This is a genomic window from Streptomyces sp. NPDC016469, from assembly GCF_040632905.1.
Classification (GTDB): domain Bacteria; phylum Actinomycetota; class Actinomycetes; order Streptomycetales; family Streptomycetaceae; genus Streptomyces.
The window spans coordinates 137601-160503 of sequence record NZ_JBEYCQ010000019.1 but is presented as its reverse complement, the minus strand read 5'-3'; the positions used below and the strand labels follow the sequence as shown (position 1 = coordinate 160503).

General features: G+C 71.4%; 18 protein-coding genes. 11 read left to right on the top strand and 7 right to left on the bottom strand.

Features of this window, described 5'->3' with window-relative positions; all coding sequences use genetic code 11:
• Nucleotides 1–143 precede the first annotated feature (143 nt).
• Nucleotides 144–3287 carry an isoleucine--tRNA ligase gene (ileS, locus tag ABZ565_RS22655; RefSeq protein WP_361029685.1) on the bottom strand — a complete coding sequence of 1048 codons (3144 nt, stop codon included), beginning with the start codon at nucleotides 3285–3287 and terminating at the stop codon, nucleotides 144–146.
• A 551-nt stretch (nucleotides 3288–3838) separates the two neighbouring features.
• Here ileS and ABZ565_RS22650 point away from each other — a divergent pair.
• The 5 genes from ABZ565_RS22650 to ABZ565_RS22630 all read left to right on the top strand — a co-directional run bounded on the left by ABZ565_RS22650 (nucleotide 3839) and on the right by ABZ565_RS22630 (nucleotide 8350).
• On the top strand, nucleotides 3839–4480 hold the full coding sequence (locus tag ABZ565_RS22650; RefSeq protein WP_361029682.1) for a TraR/DksA C4-type zinc finger protein: 642 nt from the start codon (nucleotides 3839–3841) through the stop codon (nucleotides 4478–4480).
• Nucleotides 4481–4537: 57 nt separating this feature from the next.
• Nucleotides 4538–5191, top strand: coding sequence for a signal peptidase II (gene lspA / locus ABZ565_RS22645; RefSeq protein WP_361029679.1), 654 nt, complete (start codon nucleotides 4538–4540; stop codon nucleotides 5189–5191).
• A 49-nt stretch (nucleotides 5192–5240) separates the two neighbouring features.
• Nucleotides 5241–6182, top strand: coding sequence for an RluA family pseudouridine synthase (locus ABZ565_RS22640; RefSeq protein ID WP_361029676.1), 942 nt, complete (start codon nucleotides 5241–5243; stop codon nucleotides 6180–6182).
• The gene (locus ABZ565_RS22635) at nucleotides 6182–6655 is read left to right on the top strand and encodes a GNAT family N-acetyltransferase (RefSeq protein WP_361029673.1); all 474 of its coding nucleotides are present in this window, start codon (nucleotides 6182–6184) and stop codon (nucleotides 6653–6655) included. Before ABZ565_RS22640 ends, ABZ565_RS22635 begins: the two co-directional genes overlap by 1 nt.
• Before the next feature lie 108 nt (nucleotides 6656–6763).
• The gene (locus ABZ565_RS22630) at nucleotides 6764–8350 is read left to right on the top strand and encodes a Na+/H+ antiporter (protein ID WP_361029670.1); all 1587 of its coding nucleotides are present in this window, start codon (nucleotides 6764–6766) and stop codon (nucleotides 8348–8350) included.
• 6 nt (nucleotides 8351–8356) lie between these two features.
• Here the strand turns inward: ABZ565_RS22630 and ABZ565_RS22625 are convergent, their stop codons facing one another.
• On the bottom strand, nucleotides 8357–9490 hold the full coding sequence (locus tag ABZ565_RS22625; RefSeq protein WP_361029667.1) for a mechanosensitive ion channel domain-containing protein: 1134 nt from the start codon (nucleotides 9488–9490) through the stop codon (nucleotides 8357–8359).
• A gap of 37 nt (nucleotides 9491–9527) precedes the next feature.
• Here ABZ565_RS22625 and ABZ565_RS22620 point away from each other — a divergent pair, with 37 nt between their 5' ends.
• Nucleotides 9528–10106 carry a dienelactone hydrolase family protein gene (locus tag ABZ565_RS22620; RefSeq protein ID WP_361029664.1) on the top strand — a complete coding sequence of 193 codons (579 nt, stop codon included), beginning with the start codon at nucleotides 9528–9530 and terminating at the stop codon, nucleotides 10104–10106.
• Between the two features lie 52 nt (nucleotides 10107–10158).
• On the opposite strand, the gene ABZ565_RS22615 is transcribed toward ABZ565_RS22620, so the two are convergent.
• From ABZ565_RS22615 to ABZ565_RS22600, 4 genes are all read right to left on the bottom strand, one after another.
• Nucleotides 10159–11121: a zinc metalloprotease gene (locus ABZ565_RS22615; protein ID WP_361029661.1), complete on the bottom strand. Its 963-nt coding sequence runs from the start codon at nucleotides 11119–11121 to the stop codon at nucleotides 10159–10161.
• 383 nt (nucleotides 11122–11504) lie between these two features.
• Nucleotides 11505–12359 carry a thioredoxin domain-containing protein gene (locus ABZ565_RS22610; RefSeq protein WP_361029658.1) on the bottom strand — a complete coding sequence of 285 codons (855 nt, stop codon included), beginning with the start codon at nucleotides 12357–12359 and terminating at the stop codon, nucleotides 11505–11507.
• A 49-nt stretch (nucleotides 12360–12408) separates the two neighbouring features.
• Entirely contained in the window at nucleotides 12409–13125 is a 717-nt protein-coding gene (locus ABZ565_RS22605; protein WP_361029655.1) for a hypothetical protein, read from the bottom strand.
• Nucleotides 13126–13183: 58 nt separating this feature from the next.
• Nucleotides 13184–14509 carry a DUF2252 domain-containing protein gene (locus ABZ565_RS22600; RefSeq protein ID WP_361029652.1) on the bottom strand — a complete coding sequence of 442 codons (1326 nt, stop codon included), beginning with the start codon at nucleotides 14507–14509 and terminating at the stop codon, nucleotides 13184–13186.
• A 191-nt stretch (nucleotides 14510–14700) separates the two neighbouring features.
• Between ABZ565_RS22600 and dnaE the strand changes: the two genes are divergently transcribed.
• Complete coding sequence (gene dnaE / locus ABZ565_RS22595) at nucleotides 14701–18237, top strand: DNA polymerase III subunit alpha (RefSeq protein WP_361029649.1); 3537 nt, start codon at nucleotides 14701–14703, stop codon at nucleotides 18235–18237.
• 81 nt (nucleotides 18238–18318) lie between these two features.
• On the opposite strand, the gene ABZ565_RS22590 is transcribed toward dnaE, so the two are convergent.
• On the bottom strand, nucleotides 18319–18498 hold the full coding sequence (locus tag ABZ565_RS22590; protein ID WP_328899738.1) for a hypothetical protein: 180 nt from the start codon (nucleotides 18496–18498) through the stop codon (nucleotides 18319–18321).
• Nucleotides 18499–18720: 222 nt separating this feature from the next.
• On the opposite strand from ABZ565_RS22590, the gene ABZ565_RS22585 reads away from it, so the two are divergent.
• From ABZ565_RS22585 to ABZ565_RS22570, 4 genes are all read left to right on the top strand, one after another.
• The gene (locus tag ABZ565_RS22585; RefSeq protein WP_361029645.1) at nucleotides 18721–20034 is read left to right on the top strand and encodes an NYN domain-containing protein; all 1314 of its coding nucleotides are present in this window, start codon (nucleotides 18721–18723) and stop codon (nucleotides 20032–20034) included.
• Nucleotides 20035–20188: 154 nt separating this feature from the next.
• Entirely contained in the window at nucleotides 20189–21163 is a 975-nt protein-coding gene (locus ABZ565_RS22580; RefSeq protein WP_361029706.1) for an ABC transporter ATP-binding protein, read from the top strand.
• Nucleotides 21160–21945, top strand: coding sequence for an ABC transporter permease (locus ABZ565_RS22575; protein ID WP_361029642.1), 786 nt, complete (start codon nucleotides 21160–21162; stop codon nucleotides 21943–21945). Before ABZ565_RS22580 ends, ABZ565_RS22575 begins: the two co-directional genes overlap by 4 nt.
• A 34-nt stretch (nucleotides 21946–21979) precedes the next feature.
• Nucleotides 21980–22723: an ABC transporter permease gene (locus ABZ565_RS22570; RefSeq protein WP_361029639.1), complete on the top strand. Its 744-nt coding sequence runs from the start codon at nucleotides 21980–21982 to the stop codon at nucleotides 22721–22723.
• Nucleotides 22724–22903 lie beyond the last annotated feature (180 nt).

The following is a 22903-nucleotide window of genomic DNA, read 5'->3' as shown; positions in this document are numbered from 1 at the left end:
ATGGACGGGCCCCGCAACCTTTCGAGGTGCGGGGCTCGTCCTCGTTCGTACGTGGACATGACTGTCGGGGCCCTGCGTTAGCGTGGGTGACCGAGTCGCCCTGGCGCCGTTGCGGGGGCGCTGCCCCCGGACCCTTGGGTCCGCTACGCCTTGCGGAGGCGGAACGCCAGGTTCAGGCCCTCGTCCTCGAACGGGGTGCCGAAGGTGCCGTCCGCCTCGCCCTCCGCGTAGTCCAGCGCCAGCACCTCGTCCGCGATCAGCGTCGCGTGCTCGGTCAGGGCCTCAGCCGTGGCCGGGGAAGCGGAGGTCCAGCGGACGGCGATGCGGTCCGCCACGTCCAGGCCGCTGTTCTTGCGGGCCTCCTGGATCAGGCGGATCGCGTCACGGGCCAGGCCCGCCCGCCGCAGCTCCGGCGTGATCTCCAGGTCCAGGGCCACCGTCGCGCCCGAGTCGGAGGCGACCGACCAGCCCTCGCGCGGGGTCTCCGTGATGATGACCTCGTCGGGAGACAGGGTGACCGTCTCGCCGTCCACCTCCACCGAGGCGGTGCCCTCGCGCAGGGCCAGCGACAGGGCCGCCGCGTCCGCGTTCGCGACCGCTTTGGCCACCGCCTGGACGCCCTTGCCGAAGCGCTTGCCGAGCGCCCGGAAGTTCGCCTTGGCCGTGGTGTCGACCAGCGAGCCGCCCACCTCGGAGAGCGAGGCGAGCGAGGAGACGTTCAGCTCCTCCGTGATCTGGGCGCGCAGCTCAGCGGACAGGGCCTCGAAGCCCGAGGCCGCGACCAGCGCCCGGGACAGCGGCTGGCGGGTCTTGACGCCCGACTCCGCACGCGTGGCCCGGCCCAGCTCCACCAGGCGGCGCACCAGCGCCATCTGCGTGGACAGGGCGGGGTCGACCGCCGACGGGTCCGCCTTCGGCCAGGACGACAGGTGGACCGACTCCGGCGCGTCCGGGGTGACCGGCACGACCAGGTCCTGCCAGACCCGCTCGGTGATGAACGGGGTCAGCGGGGCCATCAGCCGCGTGACGGTCTCCACCACCTCGTGCAGCGTGCGCAGCGCCGCCTTGTCGCCCTGCCAGAAGCGGCGCCGGGAGCGGCGCACGTACCAGTTGGACAGGTCGTCCACGAACGCGGACAGCAGCTTGCCGGCACGCTGCGTGTCGTAGCCCTCCAGCGCCTGCGTGACCTGGTCCACCAGCGTGTTCAGCTCGCCGAGCAGCCAGCGGTCCAGGACCGTGCGGTCGGCGGGCGCCGGGTCGGCGGCCGAGGGCGCCCAGTCCGACGTACGGGCGTACAGGGCCTGGAAGGCCACCGTGTTCCAGTACGTGAGGAGCGTCTTGCGCACGACCTCCTGGATCGTGCCGTGGCCCACGCGCCGGGCCGCCCAGGGGGAGCCGCCCGCCGCCATGAACCAGCGCACCGCGTCCGCGCCGTGCTGGTCCATGAGCGGGATCGGCTGGAGGATGTTGCCCAGGTGCTTGGACATCTTCCGGCCGTCCTCGGCGAGGATGTGGCCCAGGCACACGACGTTCTCGTAGCTGGACTTGTCGAAGACGAGCGTGCCGACCGCCATCAGCGTGTAGAACCAGCCGCGTGTCTGGTCGATGGCCTCCGAGATGAACTGCGCCGGGTAGCGGCTCTCGAAGATCTCCTTGTTCTTGTACGGATAGCCCCACTGCGCGAACGGCATCGAGCCCGAGTCGTACCAGGCGTCGATGACCTCCGGGACGCGGCGGGCCTCCAGGCCGCAGCCCTCGTGCGTGCAGGCGAAGGTGACGTCGTCGATGAACGGGCGGTGCGGGTCCAGGCCGGAGAGGTCCGTGCCGGCCAGCTCACCCAGCTCGGCGCGGGAGCCGACGCAGGTGAGGTGGCCCTCCTCGCAGCGCCAGATCGGCAGCGGGGTGCCCCAGTAGCGGTTGCGGGACAGAGCCCAGTCGACGTTGTTGGTCAGCCAGTCGCCGAAGCGGCCGTGCTTGACGGAGTCCGGGAACCAGTTGGTCTTCTCGTTCTCCTGGAGCAGCCGCTCCTTGACCGCCGTCGTGCGGATGTACCAGGACGGCTGCGCGTAGTACAGCAGCGCGGTGTGGCAGCGCCAGCAGTGCGGGTAGCTGTGCTCGTACGGGACGTGGCGGAAGAGCAGTCCCCGGTCCTTCAGGTCCTCGGTCAGCGCCTCGTCGGCCTTCTTGAAGAAGACCCCGCCGACCAGCGGCAGGTCCTCCTCGAAGGTGCCGTCGGGGCGGACCGGGTTCACGACCGGCAGGCCGTACGCCTTGCAGACCAGGAGGTCGTCGGCGCCGAAGGCGGGGGACTGGTGGACCAGGCCCGTACCGTCCTCGGTCGTCACGTACTCGGCGTTGACGACGTAGTGCGCCTCGCTCGGGAAGTCGACCAGGGCGAACGGGCGCTCGTACGTCCAGCGCTCCATCTCGCGGCCGGTGAACGTCTGCCCGGTGAGCTCCCAGCCCTCGCCGAGCGCCTTCTCCACCAGCGGCTGCGCGACGACCAGCTTCTCCTCGCCGTTCGTCGCGACGACGTAGGTGACGTCCGGGTGGGCGGCGACGGCGGTGTTGGAGACCAGGGTCCACGGGGTCGTCGTCCAGACCAGGAGCGCCGCCTCGCCGGCCAGCGGGCCGGAGGTGAGCGGGAAGCGCACGAAGACCGAGGGGTCGACGACCGTCTCGTAGCCCTGCGCCAGCTCGTGGTCGGACAGGCCGGTGCCGCAGCGCGGGCACCAGGGGGCAACGCGGTGGTCCTGGACCAGCAGGCCCTTGTTGAAGATCTCCTTCAGCGACCACCACACGGACTCGACGTACTCGGGGTCCATGGTGCGGTACGCGTCGTCCAGGTCGACCCAGTAGCCCATGCGGGTCGTCAGCTCGGCGAAGGCGTCGGTGTGCCGGGTCACGGACTCGCGGCACTTGGCGTTGAACTCGGCGATGCCGTACGCCTCGATGTCCTTCTTGCCGTTGAAGCCCAGCTCCTTCTCGACCGCCAGCTCGACCGGCAGGCCGTGGCAGTCCCAGCCGGCCTTGCGGCCCACGTGGTAGCCCTGCATCGTGCGGAAGCGGGGGAAGACGTCCTTGAAGACGCGGGCCTCGATGTGGTGGGCGCCGGGCATGCCGTTGGCGGTCGGCGGGCCCTCGTAGAACACCCACTCGGGGCGGCCCTCGGACTGGTCGAGGCTCTTGGTGAAGACCTTGTTCTCGCGCCAGAAGTCGAGCACGGCGTGCTCAAGGGCGGGCAGGTCGACCTGGGCGGGTACCTGGCGGTACTGCGGCGATGTCATGTGCGGGCTTCCTCCGGCGGACGTCTTCCACTTCCGTCGGAGGGACGAGAACCGAGCCGGTCCCCGCGGTACCACCCTCCTTGGCTCCGGGCGTGCGCCCCGGGCCCCCTCATTGGGGTGCGATGCCGGTTCTACTGGCCCCTCGGGGGCTTTCTTCCGACGGCTCCGGGGTGATCTTCACGACGCGCTCGCCCCCGGGCTCCCACCGTCCCCGGGTCGCTGCTGGCTGCGTACGACGCTACTCGTCCCATCCACGCCTCTCGCTGGGCCCAGTGTACGGGCCGCGGGCCACGGCGTCCGACCGGTTTACGGCGGGGCCGGGCGTGACCCGAATGGCCACACGGGGCGCACGCGGCCGGAGCACGGCCCGGTGCGCCGCGGAAAGCCGGATTACCCGGCGGGGAGCTGGGCACAACGGATGCAGGCACACGGTGATCCGGACACGGGGAGGGGCGATGCGGCGGCGTGCCCCGTTGCCGCGGGCCGGGGGTCGACTTATCGTCCCAGCACGACTCGCGAGCAAGATCACTGTGTGTGAAGGGGCCGCGGCCATGGTGGAGAAGAAGGCGCCCGGCAAGAAGACCTCCGCCAAGAAGGCGGCGGCCCGGAAGACCGCGCCGAAGAAGACCACGCCGAAGAAGACCGGGGCCACCGCGGCCTCGGCGACCACGGGGGCGGCCGAGGCCGCCGATCAGACGGGAGCCCACACGGTGGTAGCCAAGAAGAGCGCGGCCAGTACCCGGACCGCGGACGGGGACACGGCACCCGTGCCGCCCGCCCGGCTCGCCACGGCGCCGGGAGACCTGGCCGTGCGGCCGGGCGAGGACCCCTGGACCCCGGAGGAGGTCGCCTCCGCGCGGGACGGGCTGACCGGCGAGATCACCCGGCTCCGCGACGAGCTGGAGGCGTCCGGTCTCGCGCTGGCCGGGCTGATGCGGGACTCCGGTGACGGGGCGGGCGACGACGAGGCCGACACCGGCACCAAGAACATCACCCGCGAGCACGAGATGCAGCTCGCCGCCAACGCCCAGGAGATGCTGGACCAGACCGAGCGCGCCCTGGCCCGGCTGGAGGCCGGCACGTACGGGCTGTGCGAGGTCTGCGGCAAGCCGATCGGCAAGGCGCGGATGCAGGCGTTCCCCCGGGCCACGCTGTGCGTCGAGGACAAGCAGAAGCAGGAGCGACGAGGCTGATTCGCACGGGCGTGCCGTACCCTCGTCCTCAGTCGGGAACTAGGTTGAGGGACTCACGTGGCAGAGGCGGAGCGCATCATCGGTACGCCGGACATCACCGGAGCTGAGGGAAGCGGAGAGACCGGGCCGGACGGCCCGGCCGCTTCCCCGGATCCGGGCGCGCCGGACGCCCGGGGCACCGGGGCCACCGCGACGGACGCGGCCGTCGACCGCTCCCCGGCCACCCGCCGGCGCCGGGTCATCCTGCTGTTCTGCGTCGCCGTCGTGGCGTACCTGCTCGACCTCGGCAGCAAGATGCTCGTCGTGGCGAAGCTGGAGCACCAGGAGCCGGTCGAGCTCATCGGCGACTGGCTCAAGCTGGACGCCCTGCGCAACTCGGGCGCCGCGTTCGGCTTCGGCGAGGCGTTCACGATCATCTTCACGATCATCGCGGCGACCGTCATCGTGGTCATCGCCCGGCTCGCGCGCAAGCTGTACAGCCTGCCGTGGGCCATCGCGCTCGGCCTGCTGCTCGGCGGTGCGCTCGGGAACCTCACCGACCGCATCTTCCGGGCGCCGGGCGTCTTCGAGGGCGCGGTGGTGGACTTCATCGCCCCCGCCCACTTCGCCGTCTTCAACCTGGCCGACTCCGCGATCGTCTGCGGCGGCATCCTGATCGTGTTCCTCTCCTTCAAGGGCCTGGACCCCGACGGCACCGTGCACAAGGACTAGGGAACGACTGAGGGAACGAGGACCGGCGGGGGCAAGGCATACTCGACTGGTGAGTACGCAACCCGAGGTCCGCACCCTGCCCGTCCCCGATGGCCTGGAGGGCGAGCGCGTCGACGCCGCCATCTCCCGGATGTTCGGCTTCTCCCGCACCAAGGCCGCCGACCTGGCCGCCGCCGGCAAGGTGCAGGTGGACGGCTCGGTGGTCGGGAAGTCCGAGCGGGTGCACGGCGGTGCCTGGCTCGAAGTGGAGATGCCGCAGGCACCCGCGCCCGTGCAGGTCGTCGCCGAGCCCGTCGAGGGCATGGAGATCGTCCACGACGACGACGACATCGTGGTGATCGTCAAGCCCGTCGGCGTCGCCGCCCATCCCAGCCCCGGCTGGACCGGCACCACCGTCATCGGCGGCCTCGCCGCGGCCGGGTACCGGATCTCGACGTCCGGCGCCGCCGAGCGCCAGGGCATCGTGCACCGGCTCGACGTCGGCACCTCGGGGCTGATGGTCGTCGCCAAGTCCGAGCGCGCCTACACCCTGCTGAAGGCCCAGTTCCGCGACCGGGTCGTGGAGAAGAAGTACAACGCGCTGGTCCAGGGCCACCCGGACCCGATGAGCGGCACCATCGACGCCCCCATCGGCCGCCACCCGAACCACGACTACAAGTGGGCGGTCGTCGCCGACGGCAAGCCCTCGGTGACGCACTACGACCTCATCGAGGCGTACCGGGCCGCCAGCCTCCTCGACATCAAGCTGGAGACCGGCCGCACCCACCAGATCCGGGTGCACATGTCCGCCCACCGCCACCCCTGCGTCGGCGACCTCACCTACGGCGCCGACCCCACCATGGCCAAGCGCCTCGGCCTGACCCGGCAGTGGCTGCACGCGGTGAAGCTGGGCTTCGAGCACCCCGCCGACGGGAGCTGGGTCGAGTTCACCAGCACCTACCCCGAAGACCTCCAGCAGGCGCTGGACCGCATCGCGGCGGAGAGCCAGTGATGGCCGGGCCCCTCGCGTACACCACCCGGGCCGTCGCCGACGAGCAGGACCGCGCCGCGTGCTACCAGGTGCGCAAGGAGGTCTTCGTCGGTGAGCAGAACGTGCCCGAGGAGATCGAGTACGACGCCTACGACGAGGACGCGCTGCACGTCATAGCCGTCGCCGCCGACGGCACCGCGCTCGGGACCGGCCGGCTGCTGCAGGGCCCCGCCGCCGCGGCGCACACCGGCGGGGACCTCACCGTCGGCTCGCTCGGCCGGCTCGCGGTGAGCAAGGAGGCCCGGGGTCTCGGCGTCGGCGCCGCGCTCGTGCGGGCCATCGAGGACGCGGCCCGGAGCCACGGCCTCGCCGCCGTCGACCTGCACGCCCAGACCCACGCCCTCGGCTTCTACGAGCGCCTCGGCTACGAGCCGTACGGCCCCGAGTTCATGGACGCGGGCATCCCGCACCGGGCGATGCGCCGGACGATCTGACGCCCCGCCGCACCCCCTGACCCCGGCGGCCGGGGGGTGCGTGGCAGGGTGAGGGGAATCGGCGGGGCGTGGGACCGGGCCCGGCCGGAGCGCTTCGGAAGGCACCCCGTGGACCAGATGTCACTGCTGCTCCTGCTGCTGCTCGGGGCCGTGGTCACGGTTCCGCTGGGGGACCGGCTGAAGCTGCCGGCGCCGGTCCTGATGACGCTCTTCGGCGTCGTGCTGGCCTTCCTCAGCTTCGTGCCGAACGTGGACATCCCGCCGGAGATCATCCTCCCCGCGCTGCTGCCGCCGCTGCTCTACGCCTCGGTGCAGCGCACCTCCTGGCGGCAGTTCGCCGCGAACAAGCGGCCCATCTTCCTGCTGGCCGTCGCCCTGGTCTTCCTCACGACCGCAGCCGTCGCCGCGGTCGCCGACGCGATCGTGCCGGGGCTGCCGCTCGCCGCCGCCGTCGCGCTCGGCGCGCTCGTCGCCCCGCCCGACCCGGTCGCCGCCACCGCCGTCGCGGGCTCGGTCGGGCTGCCCCGACGGCTCGTCTCCATCCTGGAGGGCGAGGGGCTGTTCAACGACGTCACGGCGATCGTGCTCTACCACGTGGCCATCGCGGCGGCCGTCAGCGGGACCTTCTCGTGGCCCGAGGCGTTCGGGCTGCTCGTGCTCTCCGCGGTGGTCGCCGTCGTGGTGGGCGTCGCGCTCGGCTGGCTCACGATCAAGCTGATGGGGCTGCTCGGCGACGCCACCCTCCAGGTCGGCCTGACCCTGCTGGTGCCGTTCGTCAGCTACGTGCTCGCCGAGGAGCTGATGGGCTCCGGCGTGCTCGCCGTGCTGATGACCGCGATGTTCCTCGCGGAGCACACCGCGGACGCCGACGACGTCCTCGGCCGGCTCACCGGACGCACCTTCTGGGACATCGTCGACACCCTCGTCACCGGGATCGCCTTCGGGCTCATCGGCCTCGAACTGCACAACGTGTTCGGCACGGCGAACGGCCGCGAGCTGGAGATGGCCGGCTGGGGCCTCGCGGTCGTCGCGGTCGTCGTCGGCGTACGGCTGCTGTACCTGCTGCCGGCCACCTGGCTCGCCAAGCGGCTGCACACCCGGCGGGACGTCAGCGAGGAGATTCCCACCAGCTGGCGGGAGACCGTGATCATGTGGTGGGCCGGGATGCGCGGGGTGGCCTCCGTCGCGCTGGCCCTCGCGATCCCGCTGGAGACGGACGACGGCAAGCCGTTCCCCGGCCGCGACGAGATCGTCTTCATCGCGTTCTCCGTGATCATGGTGACCCTGGTCTTCCAGGGGCTGACGCTGCCCTGGCTGGTGCGGCGGCTCGGGGTGCGCGCGGACACGGACGCCGAGGCGGCCCTGGAGAAGGAGCTCGCGGTCCGGGCGGCCAAGGCGGCCCGGCAGCGGCTCAAGAAGATCGAGGAGACCGAGGACCTGCCCGAGGACGTGGTCGAGCGGCTGCACCGGCTGGCGTACGACGTGGGGGCGCGGATCAGCCCGGAGATGGTGGACGACGAACGGCGCGACGCCTACGCCAAGCGCGTCGAGCGGTTCCAGGTGGTCAGCCGCGTCCAGCGCGAGATGATGTCGGCCGCCCGCCACGCCGTCCTCTCCGCGCGCAGCGAGCCCGGCTCGGACCCGGAGGTCGTGGACCGGGTGCTGCGGCAGCTGGACGTACGCAGCCTGCGCTGAGACCGGTCAGCCCCGGCCCGTGCGGGGCGTCCTGCTCCAGCCGCTCGCGGACTTCTCGTCCGTGCCGTTCACGTGCACCGACGGCCACGCGTCGCCGGGCGGGAGCACCGCGGGGGCCGTCGCGACCCGCGGCAGCGCGTACGGGTGGTGGTCGCGCAGCCAGCCGATCAGCTGCTCCCGGACCGCGCAGCGCGCCGTCCAGATGTCGTCCGCGTCCTTCGCCGTGACCACCGCGCGCACCTGGATCGTCGTCGGCGTGGTGTCCGTGACGGCCAGGGACCAGCTCCGGCCGTCCCAGGCGGCGCACTCGCCGAGGATGTCCCGCAGCTTGTCGCGCATCGCCTCGATCGGCGCCGAGTGGTCGAGGTGGAAGAAGACCGAGCCGGTCATCTGCGCCCCGCCGCGCGACCAGTTCTCGAACGGCTTGCCCGTGAAGTACGAGACCGGCATCGTGATCCGCCGCTCGTCCCACGTGCGCACCGCGAGGAAGGTCAGCGTGATCTCCTCGATCGTGCCCCACTCGCCGTCCACCACCACGGTGTCGCCGATGCGGACCATGTCGCCGAAGGCGATCTGGAGGCCCGCGAAGAGGTTGCCCAGCGTGGACTGGGCGGCGACACCGGCGACGATGCCGAGGAGACCGGCCGACGCCAGCATCGAGGTGCCCACCGCCTGCATCTCGGGGAAGGTCAGCAGCATCGCCGCGACGGCCAGCGTCGTCACGACGGCGATGACCACGCGCTGGATCAGCGTCACCTGCGTCCGCACCCGCCGCACCCGCGCCGGGTCCCGGTTGTGGGCCGCCGCGTAGCGCGCGTACACGGAGTCCACGATCGCGATGGCGACCCGCACCACCAGCCAGGCCGACGCGCCGATCAGCACCAGCGTCAGCAGCCGGCCGATGCCCACCCGGTGGCTCTGGACCATGCCGAGGCCCGTCCTCGCGTACGTACCGCGCAGCAGCGCCGCGCACATGACCAGCTGGAACGGGATGCGGCAGCGCCGGAGCAGACCCCACAGCGGGGTGTCGTGGTGCCGGGCGTCGGCGCGCCTCAGCAGGAAGTCGAAGAACCAGCCCGCCGCCAGGGTGATCACCACCGAACCGCCGAGGACGATCAGCGGCCGCAGAACATTCTCCATGCTGTCGCTCTCCATCCCTTCGAACGCAACTGGCACCATGGGCGTCATGAACATCATGCTTTTCCACTCGATGTACGGTCTGCGCCCCGCCGTGCACGCCGCAGCCGAACGGCTGCGCGCCGCCGGGCACGAGGTGCGCGTGCCCGATCTGTTCGAAGGGCACACCTTTGATTCGGTGGAGGAAGCGGAGGCGTTCCGCGAGGAGACCGGCAAGGAGGAGCTGCTGAAGCGGGCCGTGCTCGCCGCCGCGCCCTACTCCGACCAGGGCCTCGTGTACGCCGGATTCTCGCTCGGCGCCTCGGTCGCCCAGACGCTGGCGCTCGGCGACGAGAAGGCGCGCGGGCTGCTGCTCCTCCACGGCACCTCGGACATCGCCGAGAACGCCTCGGTGGACGAGCTGCCCGTACAGCTGCACGTCGCCGACCCCGACCCGTACGAGACGGCCGACTGGCTGAACTCCTGGTACCTGGACATGCAGCGGACCGGGGCGGACGTGGAGGTCTACCGCTACCCGGGCGCCGGCCACCTCTTCACCGACCCGGAACTGCCGGACTTCGACCGGGAGGCGGCGGAGCTGGCCTGGAAGGTCGCGATCGGGTTCCTCGCCACGCTGTGACGCGCGAAGGGCTCCGGGCGGGTCGCACGGAGCCCTTGGCGAGGGGGGCGGGTCAGCCGCGGTAGGCGGCCCAGCTGTCGCTCATCCGCTGCACCTGGCCGGGGGTGAACTGGGTCATGCAGGCGTCGTACGTGTAGTCCATGAAGTTGTGGACCGGGTCGATGCCGGACTGCCTGGCGCAGGAGTCGCGGCCGGTCGGGCACTCGTACGCGGGGCTCTTCTCCGCCGGCGTGTCGTCCACGTAGTCGCCCTTGCCGTTACAACCGCCCTGGAACGTGTGGTACAGCCCCATCCAGTGGCCGACCTCGTGCGTCGCGGTGTCGCCCTCGTCGTAGTGCGTCGCGGGGCCGCCCGGCAGCGAGGCGTCGAGGATGACGACGCCGTCCATGGAGGGGCTGGAGGCGTAGGAGCTGGGGAACGTCGCCCAGCCGAGCAGCCCGCCGCCCAGGTTGGCGGTGTAGATGTTGAGCGCGTTCCTGCCGCCCTTGCGCAGGGCCGTCTTCATCGCCTTCTCGGCCGACGAGCCGGAGGAGAGGTTGTACCACCCGGCGTTGTCCGTGTAGTCGGTGCCCGCCAGGGAGAACTGGAAGCCGGTGGCGTTGTTCCCGGTGCCCTGGCCGCTGTACGCGGCGTTCAGCACGCTCATCTGGCTGCTGATGTCGCCCGAGGTGAGCTTGCCCGTGTTCCCGGAGTGGATGACGTGGAAGTAGACGGGGATGGTCGCGCCGGCGGCGAGCGAGGGGCCGGTGAGGCGGCGTTCGGCGAGTCTCTGCTTCAGCTGCTTGTCGATGGCCGCGGCCTGGGCGCTGCTGAGCTCGTCGGGGTCGGCCGCGTGCTGGGGGCCGCTGGGCCGGGACTGGCGGGCCGCGGCGGAGGCCGGCGCGTCCGCGCAGGCGTCGGCGGACCTGGCCGCCGTGGCGCCGCCGGAGGCCGCGGTGGCGCCGGAGGAAACGGTGAGGGGTGCCAGGGCCAGGGTTCCGGCCAGGGCGGCGATGCCGATCGCACGGTGGCGCATACGCGGTGATATACGGGCAAAAGTGCGCACGGGGGCTCCTCGCGGACGTGGGAAGGGGAGGGTTTTCCTCGCCTGTCGCGGGAGATTACGTGCGCATGTCATCCCGGAGGAGGAGTGATCCGGCCCAATCATCAGGGGTGCAGACCGGGGCGAACGGGAGAAAAACTTCTCCCTGTTCCGGAGTTTGAGACGCGGACGTCATGTATCGGTGCGTCCTGGTGGCCGGTGTGTCCGGATTGCATCCGCGCGGAGGGCCGTTCGAAACGGGGCCGTCATCCACCCGCGACGTCCCCTGCGGTGGCTGGATCGCGACGGCCGCGCGTGCGCGGACGCGGACGGGGGCGGACCCGGCAGGTCCGCCCCCGTCCGACGAGTGCCGGAGATCAGCCCTTCAGTGCGGCGGTCATCGCCGTGTTGAACTCGTCCACCGTCATCGGCGCGTTCTTGCCGTCGCTGCCGGTGACCTTCTTGCCGTCCATGACGAGGGTCGGCGTACCGGTCACGTCGTCCTTGTTCTCGTCGAAGCTCTTGGACATCTGCAGGGCCCACGCGTCGTACGTGCCGTTCTCGACGGCCTTCTGGAACTCCTTGTTGCCCTTGAGTTCCTTCACCGAGTCGGCGACCTTGATCAGGTAGCTGTCGTCCTTGAACTTGTCGTCCGCCTCGTCCGGGTGGAACTCCGCCGAGTACAGCGCGCTCTTGTAGTCGAGGAAAGCGTCCTGGCTCACGTTCAGGGCGGCGCCCAGCGCGCTCAGGGCGTTCTTGGAGCCCTCGCCGCGGTTGCCGATGGAGGGCTTGTCGCCGCCCAGGCTGTCGCCGTCGATGAACGACGCGCCTATGTACTGGATCTTGTACTTGCCGTCCTCGACATCCTTGGCGATGGTCGAGCCGACGGTCTGCTCGAACGAGGCGCAGATCGGGCAGCGGGAGTCCTCGTACAGCTTCAGGGTCTTCTTCGCGGTGTCCTTGCCGATGACGACGGTGGTGCCGTTCTCGCCCGAGGTGTTCTTGGGCGTGACGACCTTCTTGGTGTCGTCCTTCACGGACTGCCAGTGCGACGGCTTGTTCATCTCCATCACGACGTAGCTGATGCCGGCGACGACGGCGAGCCCGGCGACGACCGAGACGGCGACGACGACCTGCCGGCGGGCCTTGTCCTTCTTCGCCTGGCGCTCGCGCTCCGCGCGCAGCCGCTCGCGGGCGGCGGACTTGTTGGCCTGGCTGTTGCGCTTGCTCATGGTGGTGTTCTCCGTGTGGGGTGGGTCGTACGGTGCGGGGCTCGCGTGCTCAGAGGGCACAGGCCCCGAGCGGCGGACCCCTCCGTCCCACGGAGTGCACGAGGAGGCGGGCGCGGCCCGGCAGCCGCGGCCCGGGGGCGACGGCGCGGACCCCGGCCCGCGGCGAGCGGCCCGCCGTGCGCACCACGGCCACCGCGATCAGCAGCGGCCGGAACGCCAGCAGCGCGCCCGCCCGGAGCAGCCCGGCGAGCGCCAGCTCCCCGCGGTGCAGCCAGGCGGCGGCGAGCAGCCCGACCGTGACGTGGGCGGCCAGCAGCAGCCAGGGGACCAGCGGGCCGGGGGAGGCGAGCAGCGCGGCGGCGCCCTGGCCGCCCGCGGTCACCGAGGCGAGCGGGGTGCCGACGTCGCCGAGCCGGGCGGCACCGGGGCCCAGGCCGCCGCCGCACAGGACGTCGACGCCCACCGAGCGCAGGGGGCCCGCTATCGGGCCGCCCGCCGCCCCGTAGCAGAGGTGCTGACCGGTGGTGAAGAAGGTGTCGGCGGCCAGCTCCAGGGGGACGAGCAGCCCGGCGATGGCCCCGAAGCCGCGCTGGCGGCCGGCCAGGGCGTAGGCCGCCGCGAAGACGGCCCCGGCCAGCACGGCGACGGGGACCAGGGGCAGCGCGACCTGGGAGAGCAGGACATGGGACGCGGCGGAGAGCGTCACGACGAGCGCTGTGAAAAGCGCCGCGCGTGCCGCTCTGAGCTGCGTCCCGGATATGTCCATCGCCCAGGAGTGTCGCATGCGAACCTGTAAGCGACCCCTAAAGATTCCGTTTCGCCGGCTACAGCCCCGGGATGCGGCCGTTGCGGAAGAGGTCCACGAAGATCTGGTGGTCCGCGCGGGCCCGGGCGCCGTAGCTGTGGGCGAAGTCCACGAGCAGCTCCCCGAAGCCCTCCTCGTCGGCCGCGATGGCGGCGTCGATCGCCCGCTCCGTGGAGAACGGCACCAGCGAGTGGCCGCTCTCGTCGTCCGCCGCCGAGTGCATCGTGGCCGTGGCCCGGCCGAGGTCGGCGACCACCGCCGCGATCTCGTCGGGCTCGTCGATGTCGGACCAGTCCAGGTCCACCGCGTACGGCGACACCTCGGCGACCAGTTGCCCGGCCCCGTCCAGCTCGGTCCAGCCGAGCCACGGGTCGGCGTGGGCCTGGAGGGCGCGCTGCGAGATCACCGTGCGGTGGCCCTCGTGCCGGAAGTAGCCGCGGACGGCCGGGTCCGTGATGTGCCGGGAGACGGCCGGGGTCTGCGCCTGCTTGAGGTAGATCACGACGTCGTTCTCCAGGGCGTCGCTGTTGCCCTCCAGGAGGATGTTGTACGAGGGCAGGCCCGCCGAGCCGATGCCGATGCCGCGCCGGCCGACCACGTCCTTGACCCGGTAGGAGTCCGGCCGGGTCAGGCTCGACTCGGGCAGCGTCTCCAGATAGCCGTCGAACGCGGCCAGCACCTTGTACCGCGTCGCCGCGTCCAGGTCGATCGCGCCGCCGCCCTCGGCGAACCGGCGCTCGAAGTCGCGGATCTCGGTCATCGAGTCCAGCAGCGAGAACCGGGTCAGCGAGCGGGCGGTCCGCAGCGCGCCGAGCAGCGGCCCCTCGGCCGTGTCCAGCGTGAAGGGCGGTACCTCGTCGTTCTTGGCGCCCGTGGCCAGGGCGCGGATGCGCTCGCGGTAGGCCGCCGCGTAGATCCGTACCAGCTCGGTGATCTGATCGTCGCCCAGCGCCTTCGCGTACCCCAGCAGGGCGACCGAGCCGGCGAAGCGCTTGAGGTCCCAGGTGAAGGGGCCCACGTACGCCTCGTCGAAGTCGTTCACGTTGAAGACGAGGCGGCCGTTGGCGTCCATGTAGGTGCCGAAGTTCTCCGCGTGCAGGTCGCCGTGGATCCAGACCCGGCCGGTGCGCTCGTCCAGATACGGGCCGCCGTGCCGCTCGTGCTCCAGGTCCTCGTAGAACAGGCAGGCCGTGCCCCGGTAGAACGCGAAGGCCGAGCCCGCCATCTTGCGGAACTTGACCCGGAAGGCGGCCGGATCGGCGGCCAGCAGCTCCCCGAAGGCGGTGTCGAAGACCTCGAGAATCTGCTCCCCGCGCTGCTCCGCGCCGGTCTGCGTGTCCGACATCTGTGACTGCCTCATGGTACCTGACCTGCGTGATGACGTGCATGACAAAAGGGACGGGTGGTCCCGCCCTTCCAACGCGCGACCGTATCGCGGAGTGCCCGCCGTCGCGCTCCTCGGAGACGTAGACTTCCACGCTGTCCCCCCAGACATCCCCCGTCCCGTCGTCCCCATTCCCCCGGAGGCACAGCGCCGTGACCAAGCCGCCCTTCACGCACCTTCACGTCCACACCCAGTACTCGCTGCTGGACGGTGCCGCGCGGCTCAAGGACATGTTCAACGCGTGCAACGAGATGGGCATGACCCATATCGCCATGACGGACCACGGCAACCTGCACGGGGCGTACGACTTCTTCCACTCGGCGCAGAAGGCGGGCGTGACGCCGATCATCGGCATCGAGGCGTACGTCGCGCCGGAGTCGCGCAAGCACAAGCGGAAGATCCAGTGGGGGCAGCCGCACCAGAAGCGCGACGACGTCTCCGGTTCGGGTGGTTACACCCACAAGACGATCTGGGCGGCCAACAGCACCGGTCTGCACAATCTCTTCAAGCTGTCCTCCGACGCCTACGCGGAGGGCTGGCTCCAGAAGTGGCCGCGTATGGACAAGGAGACCATCGCCCAGTGGTCCGAGGGCCTGATCGCGTCCACCGGCTGCCCTTCCGGCGAGGTCCAGACGCGGCTGCGGCTCGGCCAGTTCGACGAGGCGGTCAAGGCGGCCTCCGACTACAAGGACATCTTCGGCGAGGGGCGCTACTTCCTGGAGCTGATGGACCACGGCATCGAGATCGAGCGCCGGGTCCGCGACGGGCTCCTGGAGATCGGCAAGAAGCTCTCCATCCCGCCGCTCGTGACGAACGACTCGCACTACACGTACGCCTCCGAGGCGACCGCGCACGACGCCCTGCTCTGCATCCAGACCGGCAAGAACCTCTCCGACCCGGACCGCTTCCGCTTCGACGGCACCGGCTACTACCTCAAGACCACGGACGAGATGTACGGCGTCGACTCCTCCGACGCCTGGCAGGAGGGGTGCGCCAACACCCTCCTGGTCGCCGAGCAGATCGACACCTCGGGGATGTTCGAGAAGCGCGACCTGATGCCGAAGTTCGACATCCCCGAGGGCTACACGGAGATCACCTGGTTCCAGGAGGAGGTCCGGGTCGGGATGAACCGCCGTTTCCCGAACGGCGTCCCCGAGGACCGGCAGAAGCAGGTCGAGTACGAGATGGACATCATCATCCAGATGGGGTTCCCGGGGTACTTCCTGGTCGTCGCCGACTTCATCATGTGGGCCAAGAACAACGGCATCGCGGTCGGCCCCGGCCGAGGCTCCGCGGCCGGCTCGATCGTCTCGTACGCGCTCGGCATCACCGACCTCGACCCGATCGAGCACGGACTGATCTTCGAACGGTTCCTCAACCCCGAGCGCGTCTCCATGCCCGACGTCGACATCGACTTCGACGAGCGCAGGCGCGTCGAGGTCATCCGGTACGTGACGGAGAAGTACGGCGCCGACAAGGTCGCCATGATCGGCACCTACGGCAAGATCAAGGCCAAGAACGCGATCAAGGACTCCGCCCGCGTCCTCGGCTACCCGTACGCCATGGGCGACCGCCTCACCAAGGCCATGCCCGCCGACGTCCTCGGCAAGGGCATCGACCTCAACGGCATCACCGACCCCAGCCACCCGCGCTACAGCGAGGCGGGCGAGATCCGGGGGATGTACGAGAACGAGCCGGACGTCAAGAAGGTCATCGACACCGCCAAGGGCGTCGAGGGCCTGGTCCGGCAGATGGGCGTGCACGCCGCCGGCGTCATCATGTCCAGCGAGCCGATCGTGGACCACGCCCCGGTCTGGGTGCGGCACACCGACGGCGTCACCATCACGCAGTGGGACTACCCGCAGTGCGAATCGCTCGGCCTGCTGAAGATGGACTTCCTGGGGCTGCGCAACCTGACGATCATGGACGACGCCATCAAGATGGTGAAGTCCAACAAGGGCATCGACCTGGAGATGCTCGCCCTCCCGCTGGACGACCCCAAGACCTACGAGCTGCTGTGCCGCGGTGACACGCTCGGCGTGTTCCAGTTCGACGGCGGACCGATGCGCTCGCTGCTGCGCCAGATGCAGCCCGACAACTTCGAGGACATCTCCGCCGTCTCGGCCCTCTACCGGCCGGGCCCGATGGGCATGAACTCGCACACGAACTACGCCGAGCGCAAGAACGGCCGCCAGGAGATCACCCCGATCCACCCTGAGCTGGAGGAACCGCTCAAGGAGGTCCTGGGCCTCACCTACGGCCTGATCGTGTACCAGGAGCAGGTGCAGAAGGCCGCCCAGATCGTCGCCGGCTACTCGCTCGGCGAGGCCGACATCCTGCGTCGCGTGATGGGCAAGAAGAAGCCCGAGGAGCTGGCGAAGAACTTCGTCCTCTTCGAGGCCGGCGCCAAGAAGAAGGGCTTCTCCGACGCGGCGATCAAGGCGCTCTGGGACGTCCTGGTCCCCTTCGCCGGGTACGCCTTCAACAAGGCGCACTCCTCCGCCTACGGCCTGGTCACCTACTGGACCGCGTACCTCAAGGCGAACTACCCCGCCGAGTACATGGCCGCCCTGCTGACCTCGGTCAAGGACGACAAGGACAAGTCCGCGGTCTACCTCAACGAGTGCCGGCGCATGGGCATCAAGGTGCTCCCGCCGAACGTCAACGAGTCGGAGTCCAACTTCGCCGCCCAGGGTGACGACGTGATCCTCTTCGGGCTCACGGCCGTCCGCAACGTCGGCCAGAACGTCGTGGACTCGATCATCCGGTGCCGCAAGCAGAAGGGGAAGTACAGCTCCTTCCCGGACTTCCTGGACAAGGTCGAGGCCGTCGTCTGCAACAAGCGGACCGTGGAATCCCTCATCAAGGCCGGCGCCTTCGACGAGATGGGCCACACCCGCAAGGGGCTCGTCGCCCACCACGAACCCATGATCGACAACGTGGTGCAGGTCAAGCGCAAGGAGGCCGAGGGACAGTTCGACCTCTTCGGCGGCGGCGAGGAGGACAGCGACGAGCCGGGCTTCGGGCTCGACGTGGAGTTCTCCGACGTCGAGTGGGAGAAGTCGTATCTGCTGGCCCAGGAGCGCGAGATGCTCGGGCTCTACGTGTCCGACCACCCGCTGTTCGGCCTGGAGCACGTCCTGTCCGACAAGTCGGACGCGGCGATCTCGCAGCTCACCGGCGGTGAGCACGCCGACGGCGCGATCGTCACCGTGGGCGGCATCATCTCCGGCCTCCAGCGCAAGATGACCAAGCAGGGCAACGCCTGGGCCATCGCCACCGTGGAGGACCTGGCCGGTTCCATCGAGTGCATGTTCTTCCCCGCCACCTACCAGCTGGTCTCCACCCAGCTCGTCGAGGACACCGTCGTCTTCGTCAAGGGGCGCCTCGACAAGCGCGAGGACGTGCCGCGCCTGGTCGCCATGGAGATGCAGGTCCCCGACATCTCCAACGCGGGGACCAACGCGCCCGTCGTCCTGACCATCCCCACGGTCCGGGTGACCCCGCCCATGGTCAGCCGGCTCGGCGAGGTGCTGAACAGCCACCGGGGCGACACCGAGGTACGCATCCGGCTCCAGGGCCCCCGCAAGACCACGGTGCTCCGGCTCGACCGGCACCGGGTGAAGCCCGACCCGGCGCTCTTCGGTGACCTGAAGGTGCTGCTCGGGCCGTCCTGCCTGGCGGGCTGAGCTCCAGTACGCGTACGGGAGGGGCGGCTCCGCCTGCGCGGGGTCGCCCCTCCCGGTGTGCCGGCCTTACCGGGAGTCCGGTCAGTTGTGGCCGAAGCGCCGCTGATGCTTGCGCGCAACATCGGCAGGGCTGCCCTGGGCCTGCGACTCCATCGCGCTCCGCGCTTCGGTGGCCGTCGAGCGCGCCTCCTGAGCACCGCGCTCCGCCTGCGAAGCGCGGTCCTGCTGGCTGCCCTGCTTGCGGTTCTTGTTCTTGGCCATGGTGTTCCTCCTATAAGGACTCTCGGGGCCAGGACTACCGTCAGATTCACATAATCGGATAAACATCGCATGTCGGATCATTACCGTGCGTAGTGACGGGGTATGATGCGCGCTTTTCGTGATCCGCCACGCCGATGATCGAGTTCCGGCCGTTAACCCCGGCGCGGTCGGGCAGACTCGAAGGAACCTTGAGAAAACCCGATCCCGAATGCCTGGAAGAGGGTGGAACGCGTGGACCGTTGCGTCGTCCTGGTGGACGCCGGCTATCTGCTGGGCGCAGCCGCGAGTCTGCTGGCAGGAGAGCCCGCCCGGTCCCGCATCACCGTCGACCACGCGGCCCTGATCCAGCAGTTGCGAGAACGCGCCGAGGCCGACACCGCGCAGCCGCTGCTGCGGATCTACTGGTTCGACGGCGCCCCCGACCGCGTCCCGCAGCCCGAGCACCGCAGGCTGCGCGTGATGCCCCGGGTCACCGTCCGGCTGGGCGCCCTCACCCGCAGTGACGGCCGGTGGGCCCAGAAGGGCGTCGACGCGGCGATGCACGCCGAGCTCACCGAGCTCGCCCGCAACCGGGCCTGCTCCGACGTGGTCCTGGTGACCGGCGACGGCGACCTGCTGCCCGGCCTGATGTCAGCCAAGGAGCACGGCGTCGCGGTCCACCTCTGGGCCGTCCAGGCCGCCGACGGCGACTACAACCAGTCCGAGGACCTGGTCGCCGAGGCCGACGAACGCCGCGTCCTGGACCGCGCCTGGATCACCCAGGCCGTCCGGGCCAAGGAGACCGGCGGCCCCTGCGCCCCGCCGCCCGCCCCGCGCCCCGAGATCGCCGCGATCCTCTCCGCCCCGCTGCCCGAATCGGCCCTCGCCGCCTCCGCCGAGCGCGCGTCCCGGGCCGCCGCGCAGGCCGAGGAGACGGACGGCGCCGACGAGGAGGCGGCCCCCCGGCCCGATGAGAGCGCCGACCGGCCCGCGCACGGCCACGGCACGAAGGGCGTGCCCACCCCGAAGGACCTCGCCGGCACCCTGCGCGGGCCCGCCGGACCGGCCGAGCGGCAGCCCGCCCCGCAGCCCGCGGCGACCCTGCGCTGGTCGTCCGACCGGGGCTGGGTGGAGCGCGGCGGTCCGCTGGGCGAACCGGCGGAGACCGCGTCCCTGCCGACGCTCGCCCAGCTCACCAGCGCCGAACAGCGCTGGGCCGACCGCGAGGAGGACATCACCACGGTCGGCGGCGACCCCTTCGAGGTGGGGCAGGTCTTCGCCCGGCGCTGGATGGAACGGCTCCCGGAGACCGGCCACCTCCAGAAGCTCTCCGCCCTCTACCCGCGCATCCCGCACCGCATCGACGGCGAACTCCTCCGGTACGCGGCCCGCTTCGGCCTCCTCGCCCACAAGGACGACCAGATCGACGAGCACGACCGGTACGCGATCAGGGCGGGCTTCTGGCGCGAGATCGACGTACGGGCCGCCGCCGACCACGCCCCGGCGGCCGAGCGGGCCGCGGAGAAGGCCGGGAAGGCCGGGCTTTCCGGAGGCTGAGTCCACTTCGGTCCGCGGGCCGCTCAACCCGGGCGCCGTCCATGGCGTTGATGTCCGATCGGTGCGGCCCCGGGCGTAATGCCGGTCCCCGGACCCCGTACCCTCGTACCTCGTGAGTACGGGGACAGCACAGGCGCCGACGGCGAGCGGCACCGTGTGCGCGGTGCGCGATCTGGTGAAGACCTACCCCCCGGCCCGGGGCCGTCGCGGTACGCCCGCGACCCCCGAGGTGCGCGCCACCGACGGCATCAGCCTCGACGTCCGGCGCGGCGAGATCTTCGGACTGCTCGGGCCCAACGGAGCCGGCAAGTCCACCCTCGTACGCCAGCTCACCGGGCTCATGCGGCCCGACTCCGGCAGCGTCGACATGCTCGGCCACGACCTCGTGCGCCACCCCGAGCGGGCCTCCCGGCTGATCGGCTACCTCGGGCAGGAGTCCACCGCGCTGGACGAGCTGACCGTCGCCCTGGCCGCCGAGACCACCGGGCGGCTGCGCGGGCTCCCGGTGCGCGAGGCCCGGGCCGAGCGGGACGCCGTCCTCGACGAACTCGGGCTCGCCGACCTCGCGGGCCGGCCGCTGAAGAAGCTCTCCGGCGGCCAGCGGCGGCTCGCCTGCTTCGCCGCCGCGCTCGTCGGGGAGCGCCCCGTGCTCGTCCTGGACGAGCCGACGACCGGCATGGACCCGGTGGCCCGGCGCGCCGTCTGGGCCGCCGTCGACCGCCGGCGCGCGGAGCGCGGCGCGACGGTCCTGCTCGTCACCCACAACGTCATCGAGGCCGAGACCGTCCTCGACCGGGTCGCCGTCATCGAGCGGGGCAAGGTCATCGCCTGCGACACCCCCGCCGGGCTCAAGGAGCGCGTCGCCGGGGAGGTCCGGGTCGAGCTGGTGTGGCGCGAGCGCGCCCCTCTGGAGATCCCGGAGGTCGCGGCCCTGCGGGCGTGTGCGCAGGAGTCCGGGCGGCGCTGGGCGCTGCGGCTCGCGCCCGACGAGGCGCGGGCGGCGGTCGCCGCGGTGACCGGGGGCGCGGCCTTCGCGGCGCTCGACGACTTCAGCCTGGCGACGCCGAGCCTGGAGGACGTCTACCTCGCGCTCGGCGGCGGTGCGACCAAGGGACTGGTGAAGGCATGAGCGGAATCGGTGCGGTGGCCGGGGCGGCCGCGACGCTCGCCCCCCGGGCCCGGCTGTTCCCCTCCCTCGCGGCCGTCTACCGCGCCCAGCTCTCCCGGGCCCGGGTGGCCCGCATCCCGCTGCTCTTCGTGGCGACCTTCCAGTCCGTCGGGATCATGATCCTCATGCGCGGGGTGGTGGACGGCGGCTCCGAGGCGCGGGCCGTCGTCGCGGGGTCCAGCGTCCTGGTCGTCGCCTTCGTCGCGCTGAACCTCCTCGCCCAGTACTTCGGGCAGCTCCGGGCGGGCGGCGGGCTCGACCACTACGCCACCCTGCCCGTGCCGCCCGCCGCCGTCGTGCTCGGCGCGGCGGGGGCGTACGCCTCCTTCACCGTGCCCGGGACCGTGGTCACGGCGGTGACCGGCAGCGTGCTGTTCGGGCTGCCGATGGCGCATCTGTGGGTGCTCGTGGCCGTCGTGCCGCTGTCCGGCGCGGCGCTCTCCGGCCTCGGCGCCGCGCTGGGCCTCCTCGCGCCGCGCCAGGAGTTCGCCACGCTGCTCGGGCAGCTGGGCATGTCCGCCGCGCTCCTGCTGGGCGTCCTGCCGGCCGACCGGCTGCCGGAGCCGGTGGGCTGGGCGCGCGATCTGCTGCCGTCCACGTACGGGGTGGAGGCGCTGGCCCGGTCCTTCGGCGCCCACCCCGACTGGGCGGTCGTCGCGCTCGACCTCGCGGTCTGCGCCCTCGTCGGGGTCGTCTCGCTGGCAGTCGCCACCTGGGCGTACCGCAGGGCGGCGGTCCGGTGAGGCGCGGCTCGCGGGCGCCTGGCACGATGGCACGGTGACCGCACCTCTGACGCCGCCGAACCGGCCCTCGTCCGACGACCACCACGAATGGCGGAAGCCTTCAGGGGGTGTGCCGGACGGTCCCTCCGTTCTTCACGGTTCCCACCTGGCGCCCTCGTCGGGGGTGGACCGCGAGGAACTCCGGGCGGATCTGCGGCGGGCGGGTGTCGTCGCGGCCGCGGTGACCGTCGCCGGTCTCCTGATGGGGCTGCTGTGGCTGTGGCTGGCGCCCCGGGTGCCGCTCATCTCCGACAACACCGCGGTGTTCCTCAATGACAGCGAGGGCGAGGAGGCGATCGGGGCCGACGGCACGTTCGCCCTGCTCGGGCTGGCGTTCGGGGCGGTCTCGGCGGGGCTCGTCTTCTGGTTCCACCGGCGCGGCGGGATCTGGCTGACGGTGGGTCTTGCGGTCGGCAGTGTCCTCGGGTCGCTGCTGGCGTGGCAGCTGGGGACGCGGTTGGGGCCCACGTCAGATGTGGTCGCGCATGCGCGGGAGGTCGGCAAGGGGGTTGTCTTCGACGCGCCGTTGGAGATGCACGCGCATGGGGTGCTGCTGGCTTGGGGGCTGGCGGCGATGGTGGTGCATCTGGGGCTGACCGCGGCCTGGGGGCCGCGGGAGTTCGAGGGGGAGTGGGCGTCCTACGGGGGGTGGGGGCCCGAGGCGCCTTCGGCGCCGGGTTCCGGGGCCGGTGGGTCCGCCTCGCCGTCCGGGTCGTCCGCGCCGCCCGACGGGGCGTAGGGCCGCTGCGCGGGGCCTTTCCCCTACCCGCCCCTTCCCGAAACCGGGGCGCTGCCCCGGACCCCGCGCCTCAAACGCCGGCGGGGCTGGGTTGTGGGGCGTTGCGCCTGAAGCGTCGGTGGGGCTGGGGTGTGTGGCGCTGTCCCGGGCGTTGCGCCTCAAGCGCCGGCGGGGCTGGGT

Coding starts and splice junctions, on each gene's coding strand:
- ABZ565_RS22625 (WP_361029667.1), bottom strand. CDS start 9,490: ATGGAGAATGTTCTGCGGCCGCTGATCGTCCTCGGCGGTTCGGTGGTG.
- ABZ565_RS22635 (WP_361029673.1), top strand. CDS start 6,182: ATGGCCGGGCCCCTCGCGTACACCACCCGGGCCGTCGCCGACGAGCAG.
- ABZ565_RS22605 (WP_361029655.1), bottom strand. CDS start 13,125: ATGGACATATCCGGGACGCAGCTCAGAGCGGCACGCGCGGCGCTTTTC.
- ABZ565_RS22575 (WP_361029642.1), top strand. CDS start 21,160: ATGAGCGGAATCGGTGCGGTGGCCGGGGCGGCCGCGACGCTCGCCCCC.
- ABZ565_RS22590 (WP_328899738.1), bottom strand. CDS start 18,498: ATGGCCAAGAACAAGAACCGCAAGCAGGGCAGCCAGCAGGACCGCGCT.
- ileS (WP_361029685.1), bottom strand. CDS start 3,287: ATGACATCGCCGCAGTACCGCCAGGTACCCGCCCAGGTCGACCTGCCC.
- ABZ565_RS22610 (WP_361029658.1), bottom strand. CDS start 12,359: ATGAGCAAGCGCAACAGCCAGGCCAACAAGTCCGCCGCCCGCGAGCGG.
- ABZ565_RS22620 (WP_361029664.1), top strand. CDS start 9,528: ATGGGCGTCATGAACATCATGCTTTTCCACTCGATGTACGGTCTGCGC.
- ABZ565_RS22600 (WP_361029652.1), bottom strand. CDS start 14,509: ATGTCGGACACGCAGACCGGCGCGGAGCAGCGCGGGGAGCAGATTCTC.
- ABZ565_RS22615 (WP_361029661.1), bottom strand. CDS start 11,121: ATGCGCCACCGTGCGATCGGCATCGCCGCCCTGGCCGGAACCCTGGCC.
- ABZ565_RS22650 (WP_361029682.1), top strand. CDS start 3,839: ATGGTGGAGAAGAAGGCGCCCGGCAAGAAGACCTCCGCCAAGAAGGCG.